This window comes from Streptomyces africanus, from assembly GCF_030816955.1.
GTDB classification, from domain to species: Bacteria; Actinomycetota; Actinomycetes; order Streptomycetales; family Streptomycetaceae; genus Streptomyces; species Streptomyces africanus.
The window spans coordinates 5,762,085-5,783,741 of record NZ_JAUSYP010000001.1; the positions used below are offsets into that span (position 1 = coordinate 5,762,085).

Sequence of the window (21,657 nt, forward strand, 5' to 3'; positions counted from 1 at the left end):
CCGATTCGACGAACTGCGGCTACCGCCGTCGAGCCGTGCCGCGGCTGTGGGGAGAGCATGAACGAGGGGAAGCCCACGAAGGCCAAGTGGTGGAGCCGTCCTCGGCCGCAGGGCCTTTCGGGGGAGCCGGAGAGTACGGGGCAGGCGCCGGCGGACTCGACCGACACCGACGGTGACTTCGAGCTGGCGCGGCCTGCCGTGCGGCAGACCGAGGACGGCGGCGACTACGAGCTGAGGCGCCCCGATCCGGTGCCGACCGACGATGAGTCCGCCGGGCTGCCCACCGGGGGCGCCGAGGACGGCGTTCCGGTCACGCCCGCCGAGCCGACCCAGGACGGGCCTGCCGGGAGCGTGGCGGAGGCCGGGAGCGTCCCTTCCGCCGTGCCGGCCCCGGGCGGGCCTGCAGGGATCACCGAGGAGACCCGGAGTGCCGCGGTGGCCGGGGACGCCGCCTCCGCCGTGTCGACCCCGGAGGCATCCGCCGGGAGCGTGGCGGAGGCCGGGAGCGCCGCGGTGGCTGGGGACGCCCCTTCCGTCGCGCCGGTCGGTGGTGGGACCAAGCCTCTGCATGATCCCGACCCGTACAGCACGCCGCCCTACGGTGAGCCCGGGCCCTGGGCGCCTGCGCCGCCGGTGCAGCATCCGGCGGCGACTCCGGCGCACGGTGTGGTGACGGCGGACCAGCCGGCCATGCCCGGCACGCCCGTCGCGCCGCCGCAGGGGACACCGGCGGTGCCTCCCGGCATGCCCGCGCCCGCCGCACCCCTGCCGCCGCCCAGCGCCCCCGCGCCGGTGCCCTCCGCGGCCGTGTACGCCGACACCCAGCCCCCGGCCCCGGCCCCCGACCCCTGGCAGCGCTACGACCCCTGGGCAGCCCCCGGCGGCCACGGCCCGCTCCAGCAGAACGGCGCCGGAGTGCTCAGCACGCAGCAGCGGCGTCGGCGGGGCAGGAAGGCGCTGGTCGGTGGTGCCGTGCTGCTCGCGCTCGTGTCCGGGGGCGTCGGCGGCGGCATAGGGACGTATCTGGAGCGCAACGGCGGCATCGGGACCGTCGAACTGCCGCAGGCCGGGAAGGAGTCCGCCGGGCGGGACGCGGACAGTGTGGCCGGGATCGCCGGGCGGGCCCTGCCCAGCGTGGTCACCCTGCATGTGAGCGGCTCCGGCGAACGGGGCACGGGCACCGGCTTCGTGCTCGACACCCGAGGGCACATCCTCACCAACAACCACGTCGTGCGGGCCGCCGGATCCACCGGCGAGATCACGGTGACCTTCGACGGCGGGGAGACCGCCGAGGCGGAGCTCGTCGGCCGGGACAGCGGCTACGACCTCGCCGTCGTGAAGGTGAAGGGCGTGCGCGGACTCACCCCGCTGCCGCTCGGCAACTCGGACAACGTGCGGGTCGGCGACCCGGTCGTGGCCATCGGCGCGCCCTTCGACCTGGCCGGCACCGTCACCTCCGGCATCATCAGCGCCAAGCAGCGGCCCATCACGGCGGGCGGCGAGAAGGGCGACGGCAGCGACGTGTCGTACGTCGACGCGCTCCAGACCGACGCCCCCATCAACCCGGGCAACTCCGGCGGTCCCCTGCTCGACGCCAAGGCCCGGGTCATCGGCATCAACTCGGCCATCCGGTCGGCGGACAGCGGCTCCGAGCTGGACGGCGGCCAGGCCGGCTCGGTAGGCCTCGGCTTCGCCATACCCATCAACCAGGGCAAGCGCGTCGCCGAGGAACTGATCAACACCGGGAAGGCGACGCACCCGGTCATCGGCATCACCCTCGACATGGACTACTCCGGCGGCGGCGCCCGCGTCGCCACCGAGGGCAGCGAGGGCGGACCGCCGGTGACCGCGGGCGGTCCGGGCGCCAAGGCCGGCATCAAGGCGGGCGACGTCATCACGGAGGTCGACGGCCGGCGCGTCCACTCCGGCGAGGAACTGATCGTCAAGACCCGTGCCCGCCGTCCCGGCGACCGGCTGGAGCTGACCGTGGAGCGCGCCGGCAAGGAGCGGACGGTGTCGCTCGTCCTCGGGTCCGCCGGCGGCAGCTGAGTCGTGATGTCCGGCGCATACAGGGACCAAGAAGGCAAACATTCGGGAAAGCGCTCCCACTCCCCGCACTCGGAGGTCTCGGGACGGTACCGGTCGGACAGGATCGCCGGGTACCGTGGGTCCGGCCCGGACCACGGCAAGACCCGCATGACCACCGAGGGCCGAGGACCGAGGACATCGCAAGGAGCTTCAGGTGTTCAATGACATAGGACCGCTCGAGCTGGTGACGCTCATCGTCCTTGCCGTGCTCGTCTTCGGTCCGGACAAGCTCCCGAAGGTCATCCAGGACGTGACGCGCACGATCCGGAAGATCCGTGAGTTCTCGGAGAGCGCCAAGAACGACATCCGGGAGGAGCTGGGCCCGGAGTTCAAGGACTTCGAGTTCGAGGATCTCAACCCCAAGACGTTCATCCGCAAGCAGCTGGACAACGAGGACCTGGGGCTCAAGGAGATCCGCAACGGCTTCGACCTGAAGAAGGAGATGGCCGAGGTCACCGACGCCGTCCACAGCCGGGACTCCGACACGTCCTCCTCGTCGTCCTCCGGCTCGTCCGACGGGCGTATCGACATGACGAAGAAGCCCGAGCTCCCCGACCGGGACGACCGGCCGCCCTTCGACATGGACGCCACCTGAGGCGACACACCGGGGCGTACACCCCCGGCGCGCGTGACGCGTTTCATACTCCGGTCGGGCTGTGTACGGCCTGAACCAGGCGTGCGTGCGGCCCACGCGCCGGGCGGTTTCCCTGCTGCTCGCAGCGGTGTGGCTATGCTGCCGAGTTGATGGGCGGGCCGTACTGGACCAGCAACGCCGCCCGAAGGGGGGCGGGCCGTTCCGGCCCGACGAGAGCAAGGAGGCGTCCGGGCATATGGAGACGACGAGTCGGGCGGTCGCACAGGCGCCGGCCGCGGAGGGCGGACAACAGGCCCCCTCCGCCCGGCGCACGGTCGACGGCTACCTGCGCGCACCCTTCCCGTGGTACGGCCTCGACGAGGCGTTCACGGGGCCGCGCTGGCTGATGCAGGTCGGTACGACGGCCGACGGAGCCGTGGAACACGGGTCGATCGGGCACGGTGACGAGCCCACGGTGCTCAACGAGCATGCCGCCGGGGGTGATCAGGAGTCCAAGGAGAAGTTCGCGGTCGTGGTGACCGTGGCGGCGCACCCCTCACGGCGCAGTGCGGACGGCACGGGGCTGCTGGAGGCGACGTCGGTGTCCTCGGCGGCGTGGCTCGCGGGTGTGGGTCTGCTGTCCTTCACGTGGCCCGGGCAGATGGACCACTCCCTGCGGGACGACTGGCTGGAGCAGCAGACCGAGACGGCGTGGGTGCTGGCGGACGACCTGGACGGGGCCGACTGGTCCACGTTGTCGCTGCCGGTGGACGGTGTGCCGACGGTGTTCCACTACCGGGAGTCCGAGTTCGGGTGGGTGCTGGCCGGGTCGACGTCCTCGGGTGTGCACGTGGGGGCGTACGGGCGGGGCATGAGTGCGTATGGGCTCGGCTTCGCCGTGGTCAAGGACATCGCCGCTTACGCATGAGTGTGGGGCGCCGTGGGGTGCGGCGCCCCTTCGCCGTAGGAGTTCCTGCCGTGGGGCGGCTGCGGGTCGTCTGTGGTTGTTCGCGCAGTTCCCCGCGCCCCTGAGGGCGCTGCCCCCCCCGGCGGCGCTTCGATCAGAACTTGTTCCGCGGAGTGATCCCCAGGGACAGGCCCGAAAGGCCCCGCTGCCGTCCTCCCAGCTTTCCCGCGATCGCCCGCAGGGCCGCGCCCGCCGGGGAGTCCGGGTCCGTCAGGACCACCGGCTTGCCCTCGTCGCCGCCCTCGCGGAGGCGGACGTCGATGGGGATGTTGCCGAGGACCGGGACGTTCGTGCCGGTCGTGCGGGTCAGGCCGTCGGCGACGACCTGGCCGCCGCCCGTGCCGAAGACGTCGACCATCTCGCCGCAGTGCGGGCAGGGCAGGCCGGACATGTTCTCGACCACGCCGACGATCTTCTGGTGCGTCTGGACGGCGATGGAGCCGGCGCGCTCGGCGACCTCGGCGGCGGCCTGCTGCGGGGTCGTGACGACCAGGATCTCGGCGTTCGGGACCAGCTGGGCGACCGAGATCGCGATGTCGCCGGTGCCGGGCGGCAGGTCCAGCAGGAGGACGTCCAGGTCGCCCCAGTACACGTCCGCCAGGAACTGCTGGAGGGCGCGGTGGAGCATCGGGCCGCGCCAGACGACCGGGGCGTTGCCCGGGGTGAACATGCCGATGGAGATGACCTTCACGCCGTTCGCCGACGGCGGCATGATCATGTTCTCGACCTGGGTCGGACGGCCGTCGGCGCCCAGCATGCGGGGCACGCTGTGGCCGTAGATGTCGGCGTCGACGACACCCACCTTGAGGCCGTCGGCCGCCATCGCCGCCGCCAGGTTCACCGTCACCGAGGACTTGCCCACGCCGCCCTTGCCGGACGCGACCGCGTAGACGCGGGTCAGGCTGCCCGGCTTGGCGAAGGGCACCTCGCGCTCGGTCTGGCCGCCGCGCAGGGCGGACGCCAGCTCACGGCGCTGCTCGTCGCTCATCACGTCGAGCGTGACGTCGACGCGGGTGACGCCCTCGACCCGGGACACCGCCTCGGTCACGCGCTGCGTGATCGTGTCCCGCATCGGGCAGCCCGAGACCGTCAGGTACACGGTGACCGCGACCGCCCCGTCCGCGCCGATCTCCACGGATTTGACCATCCCGAGTTCGGTGATGGGCTTGTGGATCTCGGGGTCGTTCACCGTCGCCAGTGCCTCGCGCACCGCGTCTTCCGTAGCCATAGGACGATGGTACGGCGCTGTACCGGTGCGTAGGAAAGCGTCTCAGCGGTCGTCTGCGTCACGTCCCCGTGACCGTTCCGCCGGGAATACGACGGGGTCGTGACGGTGGCCGTTCTGCCGGTCCTCCATCTCCTTGATCGTGTCCTGCAGCTCCGAGCGGATCCAGTCGCGGGTGGCGACCTCGCCGAGGCCGATGCGCAGGGCGGCGATCTCGCGGGTCAGGTACTCGGTGTCCGCGATCGACCGCTCGTTCTGCTTGCGGTCCTGCTCCAGGTTGACCCGGTCGCGGTCGTCCTGCCGGTTCTGCGCGAGCAGGATCAGCGGGGCGGCGTAGGAGGCCTGGAGCGACAGCATCAGGGTCAGAAAGATGAACGGGTACTCGTCGAAGCGCAGGTCGCGCGGGGCGAGGCTGTTCCAGGCGACCCACAGGATGATGACGGCCGTCATCCAGACCAGGAACCGTCCGGTGCCGAGGAAGCGCGCGATGCGTTCCGACAGCCGCCCGAAGGCCTCCGGGTCGTACTCGGGCAGGATCCGGTGCTTGGGCACGCCCGGCTGGTCGAGGCGGGCGGTGCGCGGCCGTCCCGCGGCCGTCGAGCCGGACGGTGTGCGCTCGCGCAGGGTCTCGCGCTCAGGAACCATCGCTCGCCACCTCCTCCTCGGCCAGGTGGAACTCCGTCTCCCGCCAGTCCTCCGGGAGCATGTGGTCGAGTACGTCGTCCACGGTCACCGCGCCCAGCAGCGAGCCGGCCTCGTCGACCACGGGCGCCGCGACCATGTCGTACGTGGCGAAGAACCCGGCGATGGCGGGCAGGTCCGCGTCGGGGTCGAGCGGTTGCAGGTCGTTGTCCAGGATCGAGCTGACCAGGGAGGGCGGTGGCTCGCGCAGCAGGCGCTGGAAGTGGACCGTGCCGAGGTACTTGCCGGTCGGCGTCTCGTCCGGTGGCCGGCAGACGTACACCTGGGCGGCCAGGGCGGGGGAGAGGTCGGGGTTGCGGACGCGGGCGAGGGCGTCGGCGACGGTGGCGTCCGGGCGCAGCACGATCGGCTCGGTGGTCATCAGACCGCCCGCCGTGCGGTCCTCGTACGACATCAGGCGCCGCATGTCGGCCGCGTCGCCGGGCTGCATCAGGCTCAGCAGCCGCTCCTGCTCGTCCGTCGGCAGCTCGCCCAGCAGGTCGGCCGCGTCGTCGGGGTCCATGGCCTCCAGGACGTCGGCGGCGCGCTCCTCCTTCAGCTTGCCGAGGATCTCGATCTGGTCGTCCTCCGGGAGCTCCTCCAGCACGTCGGCCAGCCGGTCGTCGTCGAGGGCGGCGGCGACCTCGGCCCGGCGCTTGGGGGAGAGGTGGTGCAGGACGTTGGCCAGGTCGGCGGGGCGCAGCTGCTCGAACGTGGCGAGCAGGTTCTCGGCGCCCTGCCCCTGCTCCTCCAGCGAGAAGCCGGTGACGGCAGTCCACTCGACGGTCAGCGCCTCGCCCTTGGCGCGCCGGAAGGCACTGCCCTTGCGGCCCTTGCGGACGAAGACCCGGTCGATCTCCCACTCCCGGCGGGCCGGCAGCTGATGCACCGACAGATCGAGGACGGTGACCTCCTCGCCGGTCTCGGTGAGCGTGACGCGCCGGTCCAGCAACTCCCCGAAGACCAGCCGCTCGGTGGGCCGCTGCTCGAAGCGCCGGACGTTGAGCACGCCGGTGGTGATGACCTGACCCGACTGGATGGCGGTGACCCGGGTCATGGGCAGGAAGATGCGGCGGCGCGTGGCGAGTTCGACGACGAGGCCGAGCAGCCGCGGCGGTCGCTGCCCCATCCGCAGCATGACGACCAGATCGCGGACACGCCCCACCTGGTCGCCGGCGGGGTCGAAGACGGCGACACCGGAGAGGTGCGATACGAAGATCCGGGGGGCGCCCGCTGGCATGGCCGCGGCTCCTTTTCGTGCGGGGTGTTCCGTGGTGCCTGACTGGGTGTCTGTCTGCGTGTCTGTCTGTGCGCCTGTCTTTTCCGAATTGCCCGCTCGGGTGGGCTTCAGGCTAGCCCGTCCTGATCGGGGACGCGTCGGCGGGCGCTCCGGACGGACTGGCTCCGACCTGCCCGCACGTCCCCGGTACCCTGCGGTACGCCGTTCAGGTCTCCCGTCAGAGAGGCAGCCCCACCTGTGACTCCGATTCGCCAGGGCCGCAACCACCGTGCCGCACTCGCGAGCGTGACATGCGTACTGGCCGTGACCGGAACGGTGCTCACGGGCTGTGCGGAGGATCCGAACGAGGGCACCAACGAGGTCGGCAGACTGCCCGCCGAGAAGATCCAGGCCAAGACCCGTACGGCCGCCGAGTCCGCCGGGGCCGTCCGGGTGCACGGCAGTGTCGTCAGCGGCGGACGCTCCTACGCGCTCGACATGCGGCTGAAGACCGACGGCGGCGAGGGGTCGGTCACCACCGAGGGGACGACCTTCCGGCTGCTGCGCGTCGGCGAGCAGCTCTTCGTCAAGGCCGACGCGGAGTTCTGGAGTCATGGCGCGGCCCAGGGCGGGGGCGGCAAGGCGGACGCCGCGGCGGCCGCCAAGCTCGGCGGCAAGTTCGTGAAGGTGCCGCAGGGCGACCCTTCGTACAAGAAGTTCAGCGGTTTCACGGACAAGGGTGTCCTCCTCGACGGTCTGCTGACCCTGCACGGCAAGCTCGCGACCGAAGGCCACGACGAGCAGGCGGGCATCCACACCATCCGCATCTCGGGCGACAAGGGCTCCGGCGGCACCCTGGAGGTGTCCCTGGAGGGCAAGCCGTATCCGCTGCGCCTGGAGCGGGCCGGTGAGGCGGGTACCCTCACGTTCTCCGCATGGGGGCAGGACTTCTCCCTGAGGGAGCCGGAGAAGAACGAGACGGTCGACTACGGCAGGCAGCTGCCGTCGTCGTAGGCCGTCAGGTCCGTTTGCGCTTCCTCAGCAGCAGACGGGGCAGGCCCGCCGGGATCGGACGGCGGGTGGTCGCCGGCGTCGGCAGGGGCGGCTCGGACAGGGAGTCGTCGGGCAGTGGTGCCGTCGTCCCGGTCGGCTCCAGGCGCAGCACCCGGCACTCGCGGGCCCAGCGCTCGGTGATGGCCTCGGCATCGGGCGCGTTCAGCCGTTTGCCCTTGAGCTCGGCGACGGCCGCGTCCCACGCCTCGGAGCCCGGTGCGAGCTGCGTGACGCGGGCTGTCCAGGAGACCAGCCGGCCACCCTTGTCCTTGCTGCGGACCGTCACCCGGGCCTCGGTCCCGTCGGCCAGGCCCGGCAGCGGCTGCTCGCCGGGACCGTCGCCGACCAGGCACGCGGCGCCCTCGTGCCACACGTGCCACAGCGCACGCGCCGGGCCGTCGGGGCCCTGGACCCAGACGAGGCCGGACTTCTTCGTGGCCTCCTCGACGAGGGCCTGGCCGAGCAGCTCGCTTGTCATGGACCCCAGCCTATCCACGCTGTTCACAGCCAGCCGTTCCGCTTCAGCGTGCGGTGGATGCCCAGGCAGATGACCACCGTGATGCCCATGATCACCGGGTAGCCGTACCGCCAGTGCAGCTCCGGCATGTGGTCGAAGTTCATGCCGTACACCCCGCACACCATCGTCGGCACGGCGATGATCGCGGCCCACGAGGTGATCTTCCGCATGTCCTCGTTCTGCGCCACGGACGCCTGCGCGAGGTTGGCCTGGAGGATGGAGTTGAGCAGCTCGTCGAAGCCGAGGACCTGCTCCTGGACGCGGGCCAGGTGGTCGGCGACGTCCCGGAAGTACTTCTGGATGTCCGGGTCGATCAGCCGCATCGGCCGCTCGCTCAGCAGCTGCATGGGACGCAGCAGCGGCGACACGGCCCGCTTGAACTCCAGCACCTCGCGCTTGAGTTGGTAGATCCGGCCGGCGTCCGAGCCGCGCGGGGAGCCCTTGCGCCCCGGGGAGAACACCTCGGTCTCGACCTCGTCGATGTCGTCCTGCACGGCGTCGGCGACCGCGATGTAGCCGTCGACGACGTGGTCGGCGATGGCGTGCAGCACGGCCGAGGGGCCCTTGGCGAGCAGCTCGGGGTCGTCCTGGAGGCGGTGCCTGAGGGCCCGCAGGGAGCCCTGCCCGCCGTGCCGGACGGTGATGAAGAAGTCCCGTCCGGTGAAGCACATGACCTCACCGGTCTCGACGACCTCGCTGTTGGCGTCGAGCTGGTCGTGCTCCACGTAGTGGATGGTCTTGAAGACCGTGAAGAGGGAGTCGTCGTAGCGCTCCAGCTTGGGCCGCTGGTGGGCCTGGACGGCGTCCTCCACGGCCAGCGGGTGCAGTCCGAACTCACCTGCGATGCCGGAGAATTCGGCCTCGGTCGGCTCGTGCAGGCCGATCCACACGAACCCGCCGTCGCGGCGCACCAGGCGCACCGCCTCGTGCGGCGTGAGCGGGTTCTCGGTCTGGATGCGGCGGCCGTCCCGGTAGATGGCGCAGTCGACGACGGCGGAGGCCGTCGCGGGGCTGCGGGTGGCGTCGTACGTCCCGCCCTCCTTGCGCAGCGACACGCGGGACGGACGGACGACGGCGCGCAGGTCGCGGATCATCGACATGGCGGGCTCCTTCGCGACAGGCAACGAAAGGCGCCGGACCCGACAGGTGGAACTACCCGGAATGAGGACGTTGGGACCGATGATGTTTGGCACGTCCACAAAGCGGGGAGCACCGCACCGTCGCGGTGGCGAGTCTCGTTACTGATTCAGCTACTGAGGCAGATCAGGCAAAGCGAAACGAAGCGCTCTTCCGCGTGAAGCGAGTGCGAGAGGTGGCGACCAGCCAGAGCCAGAACAGCTACGTCAGCGGCGGGAAGAGCGTGGTGCTACTGCACGGTCGACTTCGGTCCATTGCAGTCCCACCTCCTCCGGCCGGTCCCTCGTAAGGGAGTTCCTTCGGCGTCGGGGCTTGATCGCGACGCTTCTGCGTGCTGCCCCGAACCACCGGGCAAGAGTATCAGCCGCCCGACGTGTCAAGGCCCTTGTTTGCCCGCTACTGACGAGTTCTATGCTCGCCGCATGGCAAATGTTCTTCCTCTGGTCGAGGCCCGGTTGCGCAGCGCGCTGGGCGAACCGGACGGGCGCGCGGCGGTCACCTTCCTGGGCACGGACCGCATCGAGGTGCTCCGCTTCCAGGAGGGAGAGATCGTCCGCTACGCCACGCTCGGTATGTCCGCGCAGCCCATGACGGAGCCCACGGCGGTGGTCGCCGACCCGGTCAAGGGCCCGCGCGCCGAGCTGGTCCTCTCGGTGCGCGCCGGGCTGGCCGACACCGACAAGGTGCTCCGCCCGCTCGCCGTACTCGCCGCGTCTCCGCAGGTGGAGGGCCTGGTCGTGGCCCCGGGGGCCTCGCTCGACGTCGGTGAGCCGCTGTGGCCCGGCGCCCCCTTCACCTCGGTCCTGGTCGCCGAGCCGGGCGGCCTGGTCGAGGACCTGGAGCTCGACGAGCCCCTCGACCCCGTGCGGTTCCTGCCGCTGCTGCCGATGACGCCGAACGAGGCCGCCTGGAAGCGCGTGCACGGCGCCCAGGCGCTCCAGGAGAGGTGGCTGAACCAGGGGACGGACCTCCGGGATCCGTCCCGGAAGTCCGTCCCGCTGGAGTGAGGAAGCTCACCAACCCCTGGCCGTGAGGCGTCAGTTGGCGAAGACGGCGACACCGTCCTCGGTGGCGTGCTTCGGCTCCAGCTCCTCGGCTTCGTGCGTGAGCGCCTTGCGCCGTACGACGACCACGAGCGCGCCCACGACCGCGGTGACCGCCGCCACCACGAACGGGATGTGCAGGTCGGTCCACTCCTCGATCTTCGGCGCGAAGTACGGGGCGGCGGCCGCCGCGAACCAGCGCACGAAGTTGTAGCCCGCGCTCGCCACCGGCCGGGGCGCGTCCGAGACGCCGAGGGCCAGCTCGGTGTAGACGGTGTTGTTCACGCCGATGAAGGCGCCGGACAGGATCGTGCAGACGACGGCCGTGGTGTGGGAGCCGTAGCCGAGCACGAGCACGTCGGCCGCGAGCAGCACCAGTGAACCGCCGAGCACCTTCAGCGAGCCGAACCGCTTCTGCAGCCGCGGCGCCACGATCACCGAGAAGACGGCGAGCAGCACGCCCCAGGCGAAGAACACCGCCCCCGACCGGTACGGGCTCATGTTCAGCACGAACGGGGTGAAGGCCAGCACGGTGAAGAACGTGTAGTTGTAGAAGAACGCCGAGACCGCCGCTGAGGCGAGGCCGCCGTGGCCCAGCGCCTTGACCGGGTCCAGGAGCGAGGTCTTGCGGGCCGGCTTCGGCTGCTCCTTCAGGAACACGGCGATGCACAGGAAGCCGACCGCCATGAGGAACGCCGTGCCGAAGAACGGGTAGCGCCAGCTGGCGTCACCGAGCAGGGCGCCCAGCAGCGGACCGCACGCCATGCCGAGGCCGAGGGCCGACTCGTACAGCAGGATCGCCGCCGCGCTTCCGCCGGCCGCCGCGCCGACGATGACCGCGAGGGCCGTCGAGACGAACAGCGCGTTGCCGAGACCCCAGCCGGCCCGGAAGCCGACCAGTTCGCCGACGGATCCGGAGGTGCCCGCGAGCCCGGCGAACACCACGACGAACGCGAGGCCGAGCAGCAGCGTCTTCCGGCCGCCGATCCGGCTGGAGACGAAGCCCGTCACCAGCATCGCGACGGCCGTGATGAGGAAGTACGAGGTGAAGAGCAGGGAGACCTGGCTGGCCGTGGCGTGCAGACCCTGGGCGATGGACGGCAGGATCGGGTCGACGAGTCCGATGCCCATGAAGGCGACGACCGACGCCCCGGCGGTCGCCCACACGGACTTGGGCTGCTTCAGGAGGCCGCCCGCTCCGGCGTCGAAGGGGTCCATTGCTTGCTCCCTTTCCCGAACGAAAGTAGTTGGTATATACACACACTAAGTTAGTCAGGCTAATTAATGCAAGGGGCACCTAGTGCGGGAGTGAAGGGTTCCGTCCGGTTGGGTGATCGTCCTTGACGCGACGGGGCGCGGGTAGGACCGTGGGGCCCTATGAGGGGCGAACCCAGTTGCCCGAAGTGTGGTGGCCGGGTCAGGGCTCCCGGCCTCTTCTCCGACTCGTGGCAGTGCGATGTGCACGGCACCGTCCATCCGGTGCAGCCCGTGATACCGCCCAGCGTCGACGCCCTCAACGTCGTGGTGCACCGCACCCAGGTGCCGGTGTGGATGCCCTGGCCGCTGCCGGTCGGCTGGCTGTTCACGGGTGTCGCCTGCGCGGGGGACGACCGCACGGGCGGCCGCGCCACGGCCGTGGCCTGCACGGGGCCCGGGCCGCTCGGCGGGATGGGTGAGCTGATCCTGGTGGCGGAGGAGCTCGGCGTCGGACTCGGTGCGCGGTACGCGGGCATGGAGGGTCCGGACCCGGGGCCGTACATCGACGTCGGGAAGCCGGCGCAGGCGAAGGTTCTCGCCGCCGGGCGTCCGACGCCGCTGTGGCATGTGTCCGGTGCGCCGGACGATCGTGCGGTCTTCGCCGGTGAGGCGCTCGGGATGTGGCTGTGGGCGGTCGTGTGGCCCGAGCAGTCGGGGTTGTTGATGTACGACGAGCTGGTGCTGGCGGATCTGCGGGAGGCCGGCGCGGAGGTGGAGCTGGTGCCGTGCGGGGCTCTGTCACCGCGATTGCTTCAGCCGTAGCGCCCAGGGCGGGGGTGGGGCTTCGGGCGCGCGGGTGTAGGGGGCGCCTGGGGGGTTCGGGTGTGACAAGGGCTGTCGAAAATGCGGTTATCCTGGAGCAGCCCTGCTCGTCCCGTCCGTGTCTGGAGTCCGCGTCGTGCGTATCGATCTGCACACCCACTCCACCGCTTCCGACGGTACGGACGCTCCCGCCGAGCTGGTGCGGAAGGCCGCAGCCACCGGGCTGGACGTCGTCGCGCTGACCGATCACGACACCACCCGCGGCCACGCCGAGGCGATCGCCGCGTTGCCCGAGCGGCTCACGCTGGTCACGGGCGCCGAGCTCTCCTGCCGACTCGACGGCATCAGCATGCACATGCTGGCGTACCTCTTCGATGCCGAGGAGCCGGCGCTGCTCGCCGAGCGCGAGCTGGTCCGCGACGACCGGGTGCCCCGGGCGCAGGGCATGATCGCCAAGCTTCAGGAGCTGGGCGTGCCCGTGACCTGGGAGCAGGTGGCGCGGATCGCCGGTGACGGGTCCGTCGGGCGTCCGCACGTGGCGACCGCGCTCGTCGAGCTGGGCGTCGTGCCGACCGTCAATGACGCCTTCACCGAGGACTGGCTGGCCGACGGCGGCCGGGCCTTCGTGGAGAAGCACGAGACCGACCCCTTCGAGGCGATCCGGCTGATCAAGGGCGCGGGCGGGGTCGCGGTGTTCGCGCACCCCGGGGCGAGCAAGCGGGGGCGTACGGTGCCGGAGGCCGCGATCGCCGAGATGGCCGCGGCCGGGCTGGACGGCATCGAGGTCGACCACATGGACCACGACACGGACACGCGTGCGCGGCTGCGGGGGCTGGCGAAGGAGCTGGGGCTCCTTGTGACCGGGTCCAGCGACTATCACGGCAGCCGGAAGACGTGCGTGCTCGGGGAGTACACGACGGATCCCGAGGTGTACGGGGAGATCACGCGGCGGGCCTTCGGGGCGTTTCCCGTGCCGGGGGCCGGCGGGGTCTGAGGTCTCTGTCCTGTAGGTCCGTATTCAGGCACCCGGCGTTGTCGGCTGTGCCCACCCGTTCCTCCCCCAGTGCCTTAAGGGCCTGGCGGGACCCCCAGCGGAACGCCTGCCCACAGCGGTCGCGGATGCCCGCTGCCCACGCTCACTGACCCCGCAAGGCCATCACGCTCATGTTCGACCTCGCCGTTTTCGGCTCCCTGTTCCTGACCCTCTTCGTCATCATGGATCCCCCCGGGATCACCCCGATCTTCCTCGCACTCACGGCCGGACGGCCCGGCAAGGTACAGAAGCGGATGGCCTTCCAGGCCGTCTGTGTCGCCGGTGGTGTGATCACCGTGTTCGGGCTGCTCGGGCATCAGATCCTGAACTACCTGCACGTGTCCGTGCCCGCGCTGATGATCGCGGGCGGGCTGCTGCTTCTGCTGATCGCGCTCGACCTGCTGACCGGCAAGACGGACGAGCCCAAGCAGACCAAGGACGTCAACGTCGCCCTCGTGCCGCTGGGTATGCCGCTGCTGGCCGGGCCCGGGGCGATCGTGTCGGTCATCCTCGCCGTGCAGAAGGCCCACAGCGTCGCCACGCAGGTCTCCGTGTGGACGGCGATCCTCGCCATCCACGTCGTGCTGTGGCTGGTGATGCGCTACTCGCTGGTGATCATCCGGATCATCAAGGACGGCGGTGTCGTCCTGGTGACGCGGCTCGCGGGCATGATGCTGTCCGCGATCGCCGTGCAGCAGATCATCAACGGGGTCACGCAGGTGATCCGGGGAAGCTGACGCGCCGCCGCGTCAGGGACGGGTGAGGACGGTACCGATCTCCTTGGCCGGTCCCGGGTGGGCGAGGTACTCATCGATCTTGTGCACGCGATCCCGGCCGTTCTGGACGGCCAGCTGCGTCAGCTTGCCCCACCGCTCGTCCTCCAAGGGGCAGCCGACGGCGACCGCGTCGGTGGGGCACCAGACGTTGACCCAGTCGCGGACCTTCGGCGGCCGGTGCGGGCCGCGGGCGAGGAGCCGCTCGTTGACGCCGTCCAGCCCGAGCGGACTGCCCGCGGTGACCAGCAGGACGGGGTCGAGTCCCGCCGGGAGCCGGGTCAGCAGGTCCACGCCGACGACCGTGCCCAGGCTGTGCGTGACCAGCACCAGTTCGCCGGTGGCGGGCATCGTCTCCAGGACGCTGTCCAGCACGGCCTGCCGCACGGCACTGTCGCCGAGATACAGGTCGACGTCCCGCAGGAACGTGGCGATGGTCCACTCGTCCAGGTCGGACCGGGCGGCGAGCCAGCTCAGCGGCCGGTGCAGCGCGCCGACCAGCCCCGCACCGAAGCCCTCCGTGGCCGCCGGCCCGTTCTGGGGCATGCCGGCCCGGGCGGCGGCCTCGTAGAGCAGCTGCTCGTAGGAGCCGGTGGGCGATTCGGCGGCGAAGACCTCGGCGGCAGCGGCGGCGCTCACCTCGTCGAGTCCGACGGGCTGGGCCGTGCTCTCCCGCCCGCTCACGAGGTCGGCCAGCCTCGTGCCGTAGAACGGGAACCACACGTCCTGCGGGTCGACCGTGGGCAGTGCCGCGAGCGTGAGGCCGCGGTTCAGGCCGGACGTCCACTCCCGGCGGAGGTCCTCGGGCTCCTTGCCCTGCTGGTCCCTGCCGTGCAGGAAGACCAGGTGCCGACGGCCGCCGAAGGCGGTGCCGCGGGCCGGACGTCCCTTCTTGGGGCCCTGCGTCCGGGTCTCGCTCTCGGTCATGGCCACCGTCACGGGGGCGTCCGGGACCGACGGGGTCGTGACACCGGGTACGCCCGGCGTGCTTCCTGCCGGCTGGGGTGCGAGAGCTGCCGTGCTCTGGTCCAGGCCGGAGTCCGGGCCCATCTCGGCCAGCAGCGCGCGGCGCCCGGGGTCGAGGTCCAGCCGGGCCAGATGCTTCAGGATCGAGCTGATGCGGACGCCCTCGTTGGCGACCCAGTCGATCGCGTCGTCGCCGTCGCCCTGACTCCAGGGCCGGCCGTCCTTCCGCAGCACACGCCCCTGGTCGTCCTTCTTCGGTACGCCGCTGTGGTGCAGGGCCACGACCTCCCACTGGTCGTTGAAGACGGGGGAGCCCGAGTTTCCGGGGCGGGTGTCGGTCCGGTACTGGACGAAGTCGTCGAGTCGCACCAGCACCGCGTTGTCGCGCAGAACGATTTCCTTGAGGCGCCCGTCCGGGTGACCGATGATGTTGACCTTCTCGCCGAGCACCAGCTTGCCGAACTGCACGCTGAGCCGGTTCCAGCCGAAGACCTCGCCCGGCGGGCGTCCGTCCTGGGTGGGCGTGACCGCCACGAGGGCGAAGTCCAGCCGCTGGTCCGCGGCGAAGAAGGTCCCGGGGTCGAGCTCCATGCGGACGGCGGTGTCGGGCACGTTGTCGACCGTGACCTGCGCGTTGAACTCCGCGAAGCACTGGCGGGCGAAGCTCTCGTCGGGCAGCACGTGGTGGTTGGTCATCAGCAGCCGCGGCGAGACCAGGAAGCCGGTGCCGTGCGGAAGCTCCCGGCCGTCGCGGCGCAGGGTGATGCGGGCGACCGTGGCTCCGGCCCTGACCCCGCGCGGCAGGAAGCTCCAGGCCTGGAGCTCGTTCGACAGGTCGATGATGCGTTCGTTGGCCTGGGGCAGGTCCATGGCCTCGCCGCGGATGTCCGCCACCACCGCCGAAGGCGACAGACCGCCCCGGTCGAGGATCCGGTCGGCGCGCACGGCGAGCGCGTCCGGGGTGTCCGGGAACCGCACACCGGCCGCGATCCGGCCCTCGACCCGCTCGCGCTCCGCAGCGGAGTCCTCGTATCGCTGCGCGGCCTCGGCTGTGGCCCGCTCGTGCAGTTCCTCGTTCGACCGGCCCGTCACGGACATGCCGTCCACCGTCCTGTTCTCGCTCTCGCCGTCCCCCTGAGCCAGTACGCCCCCCGCCACGGAGGTCCGCAACAGCAAAGCCCCCGCACGGCCGATGCCGTGCGGGGGCTTGAAGTGTGGGAGAGCGGCGCGCGTTACGAGGCCGTGGTCCCGGCCGGGCGGATCCAGAGACGCTGCCCTGTGGCGGCGGCCTGCTGAACGATGCGGTTGACGGAGGCGGCGTCCACGACGGTCGTGTCCACGGGCGTGCCGTCGACGTCGTCGAGGTGCATGATTTCGAAGCGCAAGGGCTTCTCCCTTCGTCTGGTCATCCTCCTGAGGAGAACTACTCGGTGGTCGGCCCACGGGGCAGCGGTGCCCGGTGTTCCGTATGGGTCAACAGCATGGGACGGTTGAAACATTCCCTACGCTAAGGAAATTTTTCGACCGGCTAATTACTGAGCCGTAAGGTTGTCGTTACGGGACCGACCGGGACCGGTTGTGTTCGCAGCGTGACCGCCGGGACAATGGAGGTGATGAACGACGACCTCGCGGCCCTGAGCGCCCGCATCGACCGCACCAACGAGCTGCTCCAGCGCATGCTCGCCGAGGTGGCGAAGACACCCTCGACCCATGCGATCTTCGTCGATGCCGGGTACCTGTACGCGGCCGCGGGACGTCTCGTCACCGGTACGGAGGACCGCCGGGCCTTCGATCTCGACGCCGAGGGCCTGATCGACGCGCTCATCGACACGGCCCGCACGATCTTCGCGGACAGCCGGCTGCTGCGGGTCTACTGGTACGACGGCGCCCGCCGCCGCATCCACACGGCGGAGCAGCAGAGCATCGCGGAACTGCCGGACGTCAAGGTGCGCCTGGGCAACCTGAACTCCAACAACCAGCAGAAGGGCGTCGATTCGCTCATCCGCACCGACCTGGAGTCCCTCGCCCGGCACCGCGCCATCAGCGACGCGGCCCTGCTCGGCGGCGACGAGGACCTGGTGTCGGCGGTGGAGGCGGCCCAGGGGTACGGCGCCCGCGTCCACCTCTGGGGCATCGAGGGCGCCGGAGGGCCGCAACCAGGCGGAGCCCCTCCTGTGGGAGGTCGACAGCCAGCGCACCTTCGACCTCGACTTCTTCAAGCCTTACGTCTCCCGCCGCACGGCCCCCGCCTACGAGACGGCCGCGGGCCGGCCCACCCGTGAGGACGTGCGGTTCGTGGGCGCGCAGATCGCGGCGAAGTGGCTGGCGGCGCGCGGCCGGGACACGCTGGTCGAGCTGCTGCCCGGCCACCCCTACCTGCCCGGCTCGGTGGACCAGGACCTGCTCGTGGAGGCGGAGGGCCTGTTGCAGTACTCACTGCGCGGCCAGGCGGACCTGCGGCGCGCACTGCGGGACGGCTTCTGGGAGCACCTCCAGACGCAGTACTAGGCCGGGCGGCCCTGGGAGACGTTGTCCCAGAAGTCGGCGAGGGAGTGGGCGGTCGGCAGGGGCTGGTCGGCGTTCGGGGAGTGCTCGGCTCCCGCGACGACCGTGCGGTGCGCGTTCAGCCGTACGGCCATGTCGTCGAGGATCGCCACCGGCCAGGTGTCGTCGTGCGCGCCCGACAGGACGTGGAACGGCAACGGTACGGCGGCGAGTTCGTCGACACGGTCCGGCTCGGTGCACAACTGACCTCCGGTCGCGAGAAGTTGGGCGGGGCTGTGGCCCAGCCAGCGGCGGCGCAACTGCTCAGCGTCGCCGAGGCCGCGAGCCGGTCCGCCGACCTCCTCCGGCGGTCCCATCGCCTGGATGGCCTCCCACACCGCCTCCATCGACCGCACGGCGAGCGCGTCCCGCAGCAGCTTCACGCGCTGCTGCTGGGAGACGGAGATCTCCGCCGGGCCGGACGAGACCAGGGTGAGGGAGAGGAAGGGGGAGTGGTCCAGCAGCACGGCCGCCCGCGCGATCTGCCCGCCGAGCGAGTGCCCGACGAGGTGTACGCACCCGCCGAGCGCCTCGGCCTGCGCGAGCACGTCCCGGGCCAGTTCCCGCTGGGCGTAGGCGGATTCGTCGTCCACGGGGCCGTCCGACTCGTGCTGCCCCCGCCCGTCCACGGCGACGACCCGGTACCCGCGCTCCGCGAGCGGCTCGTGGAGCAGCCTGAAGTCCTCCTTGCTGCCGGTGAACCCGGGCAGCATCAAGGCGACTCCCTTGGGCTCCGACCCCGCCTTCGACCCCGCCCCCGGCCCCGACTTCGGCGGCGAGTCGACGACGGCGAACTCGCCGCGGGTGGTGCGCAGGGGGTATGCGCGGGCGCCCGGGGGTGGAGTGAAGGTGGCTTGCTTGGTCACGGGGCGAGGGTAGCTGGTGGGGGTGGGGTGGCGGGCTGGTAGTGGGCTGGTGGTGGGGGAGCCGGTGGGTGGCGGCCGGCAAAGGGGCTGCGCGGGGCGGACCGCGCCAGGGGAATGCCGATGGCCCGGCCCCACACGCGGTGGGGCCGGGCCATCGAGGGAGTGTCAGCCCTCCGTGGGCTCCGCGGCGGCCGTGGCCTTGCGGGTGCGGCGGGCCTTCGGCTTCGCCTCGGCCGCGTCGCCCGCGACCTCGGCGGAGGCCGTGGCGGCCGCTGCCGACTTCCGCGTGCGACGCGGCTTGGCGGTCTCCGGCTCCTGCCCGGCCTGTGCCGGGATATCGGCGGGCTCGGTGACCTTGCGGGTGCGGCGGCGCGGCTTGGCTTCCGCGCCTTCGGCCGTGTCGGCGGCGGCTTCGGCCGCGGCGGCGGTCTTCCGCGTGCGGCGGGGCTTGGCCTCCGTGCCTTCGGCGGTGTCGGCATCCGCAGCCGCGGCGGCCGTCTTCCGCGTCCGGCGCGGCTTCGCCTCGGTCGCCTCGGCCGTGTCCACGCTCGCCTCGGCCTTGGCCGTCGCCTTGCGCGTACGCCGCGGCTTGGCCTCGGCGGACTCGGGCTCCTGCGCCGTCTGGGCCGGGATCCCGGCTGTGACGGCGTCGGCGGGCTCGGCGGCTTCGACGGCCTTGCGAGTGCGGCGGCGCGGCTTGGCTTCCGTGCCTTCGGCGGTGTCGACGGCGGCTTCAGCTGCTGCGGTTGTCTTCCGCATGCGGCGGGGCTTGGGCTCGGTGGCCTGTGCCTCGCCGGTGGTGCCCTCGACGCCCGTGGCGGCCTTGCGGGTACGCCTGGGCTTGGCCTCGGCGGTTTCGGCCGTGTCGACGGCGTCCTCCGCTGCGGCGGTCGCCTTGCGCGTGCGGCGCGGCTTGGCCTCCGTGGCCTCGGCCGGAGCGGCAGGGGCCTCCGACCCGGCAGCCGTCTTGCGGGTGCGACGCGGCTTCGTTTGCGTCGGCTCCGGTGCGGACTCGACGGTCCCCTCGGCCGTGTCGACCGCCTGCTCGGCCGCGGAGGAAGCCGTGGTCTTGCGGGTGCGGCGGCGCGGCCTGGCCGCAGGCGCCTCGGGCTGTTCGGTCACCGCGGCGGCCACGACCGACGCGGCATTTGCGTCCGCCTGTGCCGGGGTCTCCACTGCGGCCGAAGGCGTCACGGCGGCTTCCACCGCCGGCGTCTCCACCGGCGTCTCCGACCTGCGCGTACGGCGCCGGCGCGGCTTCGCCGCCTCCGTGCTCGTGCCCTCCGCCGTCGCCACGGCGTTCTCCGCCGGTGCGGACGCGGGGGACTCGACCGCCGTGACCGGCGCCGACTCGGCTGCCGGGGCGCCGCCGCGGGTCCGGCGACGGCGACGTGGGGTGCGCGGAGCCGTGACGGCCTCCGCCTCGGCGGAGCCGCCCGTGGCCGTGGTGCCCGCAGCGGTGGTGCCGACGGACTCCGGTGCGCCGTCCAGCGGCGTCCCGCCGCGCGTACGGCGGCGGCGTCGCGGCGTACGGGCCGACTGCTCACGGTCGGCCGACGGGGACTCGTCCCGGCCGTTGCGGCCACGGCCACCCCGGCCGCGCGGCCCCCGGCCGCCCGTCTCGCCCAGGTCCTCCAGCTCCTCCGCGTCCAGCCCGGCGCGCTTGCGCTCCGAGCGCGGCAGAACGCCCTTGGTGCCCTCGGGGATGCCGAGGTCGGCGTAGAGGTGCGGGGACGTGGAGTACGTCTCCGGCGGGTCGTTGAAGCCCAGGTCCAGCGCCTTGTTGATCAGCTGCCAGCGCGGGATGTCGTCCCAGTCGACGAGCGTGATCGCGATGCCCTTGGCGCCCGCGCGGCCCGTACGGCCGATGCGGTGCAGGTACGTCTTCTCGTCTTCCGGCGACTGGTAGTTGATGACGTGGGTGACGCCCTCGACGTCGATACCGCGGGCGGCGACGTCGGTGCAGACGAGGACGTCCACCTTGCCGTTGCGGAAGGCCCGCAGGGCCTGCTCGCGGGCGCCCTGGCCGAGGTCGCCGTGGACCGCGCCGGAGGCGAAGCCGCGCTGCTGGAGCTGGTCGGCGAGGTCCGCCGCCGTGCGCTTCGTACGGCAGAAGACCATGACCAGTCCCCGGCCGTCGGCCTGCAGGATGCGCGCGACCATCTCCGGCTTGTCCATGTTGTGCGCGCGGTAGATGTACTGCTTGGTGTTCGCGACCGTCTTGCCCGCGTCGTCCGGCGCCGTGGCGCTGATGTGCGTGGGCTGCGACATGTAGCGGCGGGCCAGTCCGATGACCGCGCCCGGCATGGTCGCCGAGAACAGCATCGTCTGGCGCCGGACCGGCAGCATGTTGATGATCTTCTCGACGTCGGGCAGGAAGCCCAGGTCGAGCATCTCGTCGGCCTCGTCGAGGACCAGGCACCTGACGTGCTTCAGGTTCAGCTTCTTCTGCCCGGCGAGGTCGAGCAGCCGGCCCGGGGTGCCGACGACCACGTCGACGCCCTTCTTCAGGGCCTCGACCTGGGGCTCGTAGGCCCGGCCGCCGTAGATCGCGAGGACACGCACGTTGCGCACCTTGCCCGCGGTCAGCAGGTCGTTGGTGACCTGCGTGCACAGCTCGCGCGTGGGGACGACGACGAGCGCCTGCGGGGCGTCGGTGAGGTCTTCGGGCTTGGCGCGTCCGGCCTCGACGTCGGCGGGGACGGTGACGCGCTCGAGGAGCGGGAGGCCGAAGCCCAGCGTCTTGCCGGTGCCGGTCTTGGCCTGGCCGATGACGTCCGCGCCCGAAAGGGCCACGGGAAGCGTCATCTCCTGGATGGGGAAGGCGGTGGTGATGCCGACGGCCTCCAGGGCCTCGGCGGTCTCGGGGAGGATTCCGAGCTCTCGGAACGTCGTAGTCAGGGTGCTGCCTCTTCTGTGTGGGCGGCGCGAGGCGAGCGCGGGGGTCTTGTC

At 71.7% G+C, this 21,657-nt stretch carries 18 protein-coding genes and 1 pseudogene; 9 read left to right on the top strand and 10 right to left on the bottom strand.

Annotation, left to right across the window (positions count from 1 at the left end; all coding sequences use genetic code 11):
- The first annotated feature begins 57 nt into the window (after positions 1-57).
- The 3 genes from QF034_RS26890 to QF034_RS26900 all read left to right on the top strand — a co-directional run bounded on the left by QF034_RS26890 (position 58) and on the right by QF034_RS26900 (position 3,590).
- Positions 58-2,049 carry a trypsin-like peptidase domain-containing protein gene (locus QF034_RS26890; RefSeq protein WP_307177357.1) on the top strand — a complete coding sequence of 664 codons (1,992 nt, stop codon included), beginning with the start codon at positions 58-60 and terminating at the stop codon, positions 2,047-2,049.
- Positions 2,050-2,242: 193 nt separating this feature from the next.
- On the top strand, positions 2,243-2,683 hold the full coding sequence (locus QF034_RS26895) for a sec-independent translocase (RefSeq protein ID WP_307177358.1): 441 nt from the start codon (positions 2,243-2,245) through the stop codon (positions 2,681-2,683).
- Between the two features lie 235 nt (positions 2,684-2,918).
- Positions 2,919-3,590 carry a hypothetical protein gene (locus QF034_RS26900; protein WP_307177359.1) on the top strand — a complete coding sequence of 224 codons (672 nt, stop codon included), beginning with the start codon at positions 2,919-2,921 and terminating at the stop codon, positions 3,588-3,590.
- A gap of 133 nt (positions 3,591-3,723) precedes the next feature.
- Here QF034_RS26900 and QF034_RS26905 read toward each other — a convergent pair whose 3' ends face one another.
- From QF034_RS26905 to QF034_RS26915, 3 genes are read right to left on the bottom strand one after another with little or no spacing between them, the layout of a single operon-like run.
- Positions 3,724-4,857, bottom strand: coding sequence for an Mrp/NBP35 family ATP-binding protein (locus QF034_RS26905; RefSeq protein WP_307177360.1), 1,134 nt, complete (start codon positions 4,855-4,857; stop codon positions 3,724-3,726).
- Positions 4,858-4,899: 42 nt separating this feature from the next.
- The gene (locus tag QF034_RS26910; protein ID WP_307177361.1) at positions 4,900-5,499 is read right to left on the bottom strand and encodes a DUF1003 domain-containing protein; all 600 of its coding nucleotides are present in this window, start codon (positions 5,497-5,499) and stop codon (positions 4,900-4,902) included.
- Positions 5,489-6,775 (bottom strand): magnesium transporter MgtE N-terminal domain-containing protein, encoded by a 1,287-nt coding sequence (locus QF034_RS26915; RefSeq protein ID WP_307177362.1) that lies wholly within the window; start codon positions 6,773-6,775, stop codon positions 5,489-5,491. Before QF034_RS26915 ends, QF034_RS26910 begins: the two co-directional genes overlap by 11 nt.
- A gap of 237 nt (positions 6,776-7,012) precedes the next feature.
- Here QF034_RS26915 and QF034_RS26920 point away from each other — a divergent pair, with 237 nt between their 5' ends.
- Positions 7,013-7,768: a hypothetical protein gene (locus QF034_RS26920; protein WP_307177363.1), complete on the top strand. Its 756-nt coding sequence runs from the start codon at positions 7,013-7,015 to the stop codon at positions 7,766-7,768.
- Between the two features lie 4 nt (positions 7,769-7,772).
- Here QF034_RS26920 and QF034_RS26925 read toward each other — a convergent pair whose 3' ends face one another.
- Together QF034_RS26925 and QF034_RS26930 are read right to left on the bottom strand one after the other, a co-directional pair.
- Positions 7,773-8,285, bottom strand: coding sequence for a hypothetical protein (locus QF034_RS26925; RefSeq protein ID WP_307177364.1), 513 nt, complete (start codon positions 8,283-8,285; stop codon positions 7,773-7,775).
- A gap of 23 nt (positions 8,286-8,308) precedes the next feature.
- Complete coding sequence (locus tag QF034_RS26930; RefSeq protein ID WP_086562960.1) at positions 8,309-9,424, bottom strand: magnesium and cobalt transport protein CorA; 1,116 nt, start codon at positions 9,422-9,424, stop codon at positions 8,309-8,311.
- Between the two features lie 459 nt (positions 9,425-9,883).
- Between QF034_RS26930 and QF034_RS26935 the strand changes: the two genes are divergently transcribed.
- On the top strand, positions 9,884-10,468 hold the full coding sequence (locus tag QF034_RS26935; RefSeq protein WP_086562959.1) for a suppressor of fused domain protein: 585 nt from the start codon (positions 9,884-9,886) through the stop codon (positions 10,466-10,468).
- A 30-nt stretch (positions 10,469-10,498) separates the two neighbouring features.
- Here QF034_RS26935 and QF034_RS26940 read toward each other — a convergent pair whose 3' ends face one another.
- Positions 10,499-11,722: an MFS transporter gene (locus tag QF034_RS26940; RefSeq protein WP_086562958.1), complete on the bottom strand. Its 1,224-nt coding sequence runs from the start codon at positions 11,720-11,722 to the stop codon at positions 10,499-10,501.
- Between the two features lie 159 nt (positions 11,723-11,881).
- On the opposite strand from QF034_RS26940, the gene QF034_RS26945 reads away from it, so the two are divergent.
- The 3 genes from QF034_RS26945 to QF034_RS26955 all read left to right on the top strand — a co-directional run bounded on the left by QF034_RS26945 (position 11,882) and on the right by QF034_RS26955 (position 14,293).
- Positions 11,882-12,523: a DUF6758 family protein gene (locus QF034_RS26945; RefSeq protein ID WP_307177365.1), complete on the top strand. Its 642-nt coding sequence runs from the start codon at positions 11,882-11,884 to the stop codon at positions 12,521-12,523.
- A 136-nt stretch (positions 12,524-12,659) separates the two neighbouring features.
- Positions 12,660-13,517: a PHP domain-containing protein gene (locus tag QF034_RS26950; protein WP_307177366.1), complete on the top strand. Its 858-nt coding sequence runs from the start codon at positions 12,660-12,662 to the stop codon at positions 13,515-13,517.
- 170 nt (positions 13,518-13,687) lie between these two features.
- Positions 13,688-14,293, top strand: a complete 606-nt coding sequence (locus QF034_RS26955; RefSeq protein ID WP_307177367.1) for a MarC family protein — start codon at positions 13,688-13,690, stop codon at positions 14,291-14,293.
- Between the two features lie 12 nt (positions 14,294-14,305).
- Here the strand turns inward: QF034_RS26955 and QF034_RS26960 are convergent, their stop codons facing one another.
- Together QF034_RS26960 and QF034_RS26965 are read right to left on the bottom strand one after the other, a co-directional pair.
- Positions 14,306-16,393: a trypsin-like serine peptidase gene (locus QF034_RS26960; RefSeq protein ID WP_307177368.1), complete on the bottom strand. Its 2,088-nt coding sequence runs from the start codon at positions 16,391-16,393 to the stop codon at positions 14,306-14,308.
- Between the two features lie 134 nt (positions 16,394-16,527).
- On the bottom strand, positions 16,528-16,680 hold the full coding sequence (locus QF034_RS26965; RefSeq protein WP_010047718.1) for a DUF8834 family protein: 153 nt from the start codon (positions 16,678-16,680) through the stop codon (positions 16,528-16,530).
- Between the two features lie 228 nt (positions 16,681-16,908).
- On the opposite strand from QF034_RS26965, the pseudogene QF034_RS26970 reads away from it, so the two are divergent.
- A pseudogene (locus QF034_RS26970) lies at positions 16,909-17,803 on the top strand (NYN domain-containing protein).
- On the opposite strand, the gene QF034_RS26975 reads toward QF034_RS26970, so the two are convergent.
- Together QF034_RS26975 and QF034_RS26980 are read right to left on the bottom strand one after the other, a co-directional pair.
- Positions 17,800-18,705 carry an alpha/beta fold hydrolase gene (locus QF034_RS26975; RefSeq protein ID WP_307177369.1) on the bottom strand — a complete coding sequence of 302 codons (906 nt, stop codon included), beginning with the start codon at positions 18,703-18,705 and terminating at the stop codon, positions 17,800-17,802. The pseudogene QF034_RS26970 and the gene QF034_RS26975 sit on opposite strands and share 4 nt — an antisense overlap.
- A gap of 165 nt (positions 18,706-18,870) precedes the next feature.
- Entirely contained in the window at positions 18,871-21,513 is a 2,643-nt protein-coding gene (locus QF034_RS26980; RefSeq protein WP_307179980.1) for a DEAD/DEAH box helicase, read from the bottom strand.
- Positions 21,514-21,657 lie beyond the last annotated feature (144 nt).

Bases quoted from the DNA above. Each gene is read 5' to 3' on its own strand.
- QF034_RS26890 (WP_307177357.1), top strand. From the start codon at position 58: ATGAACGAGGGGAAGCCCACGAAGGCCAAGTGGTGGAGCCGTCCTCGG.
- QF034_RS26900 (WP_307177359.1), top strand. From the start codon at position 2,919: ATGGAGACGACGAGTCGGGCGGTCGCACAGGCGCCGGCCGCGGAGGGC.
- QF034_RS26905 (WP_307177360.1), bottom strand. From the start codon at position 4,857: ATGGCTACGGAAGACGCGGTGCGCGAGGCACTGGCGACGGTGAACGAC.
- QF034_RS26910 (WP_307177361.1), bottom strand. From the start codon at position 5,499: ATGGTTCCTGAGCGCGAGACCCTGCGCGAGCGCACACCGTCCGGCTCG.
- QF034_RS26915 (WP_307177362.1), bottom strand. From the start codon at position 6,775: ATGCCAGCGGGCGCCCCCCGGATCTTCGTATCGCACCTCTCCGGTGTC.
- QF034_RS26925 (WP_307177364.1), bottom strand. From the start codon at position 8,285: ATGACAAGCGAGCTGCTCGGCCAGGCCCTCGTCGAGGAGGCCACGAAG.
- QF034_RS26930 (WP_086562960.1), bottom strand. From the start codon at position 9,424: ATGTCGATGATCCGCGACCTGCGCGCCGTCGTCCGTCCGTCCCGCGTG.
- QF034_RS26935 (WP_086562959.1), top strand. From the start codon at position 9,884: ATGGCAAATGTTCTTCCTCTGGTCGAGGCCCGGTTGCGCAGCGCGCTG.
- QF034_RS26940 (WP_086562958.1), bottom strand. From the start codon at position 11,722: ATGGACCCCTTCGACGCCGGAGCGGGCGGCCTCCTGAAGCAGCCCAAG.
- QF034_RS26945 (WP_307177365.1), top strand. From the start codon at position 11,882: ATGAGGGGCGAACCCAGTTGCCCGAAGTGTGGTGGCCGGGTCAGGGCT.
- QF034_RS26955 (WP_307177367.1), top strand. From the start codon at position 13,688: ATGTTCGACCTCGCCGTTTTCGGCTCCCTGTTCCTGACCCTCTTCGTC.
- QF034_RS26960 (WP_307177368.1), bottom strand. From the start codon at position 16,393: ATGTCCGTGACGGGCCGGTCGAACGAGGAACTGCACGAGCGGGCCACA.
- QF034_RS26980 (WP_307179980.1), bottom strand. From the start codon at position 21,513: ATGACGCTTCCCGTGGCCCTTTCGGGCGCGGACGTCATCGGCCAGGCC.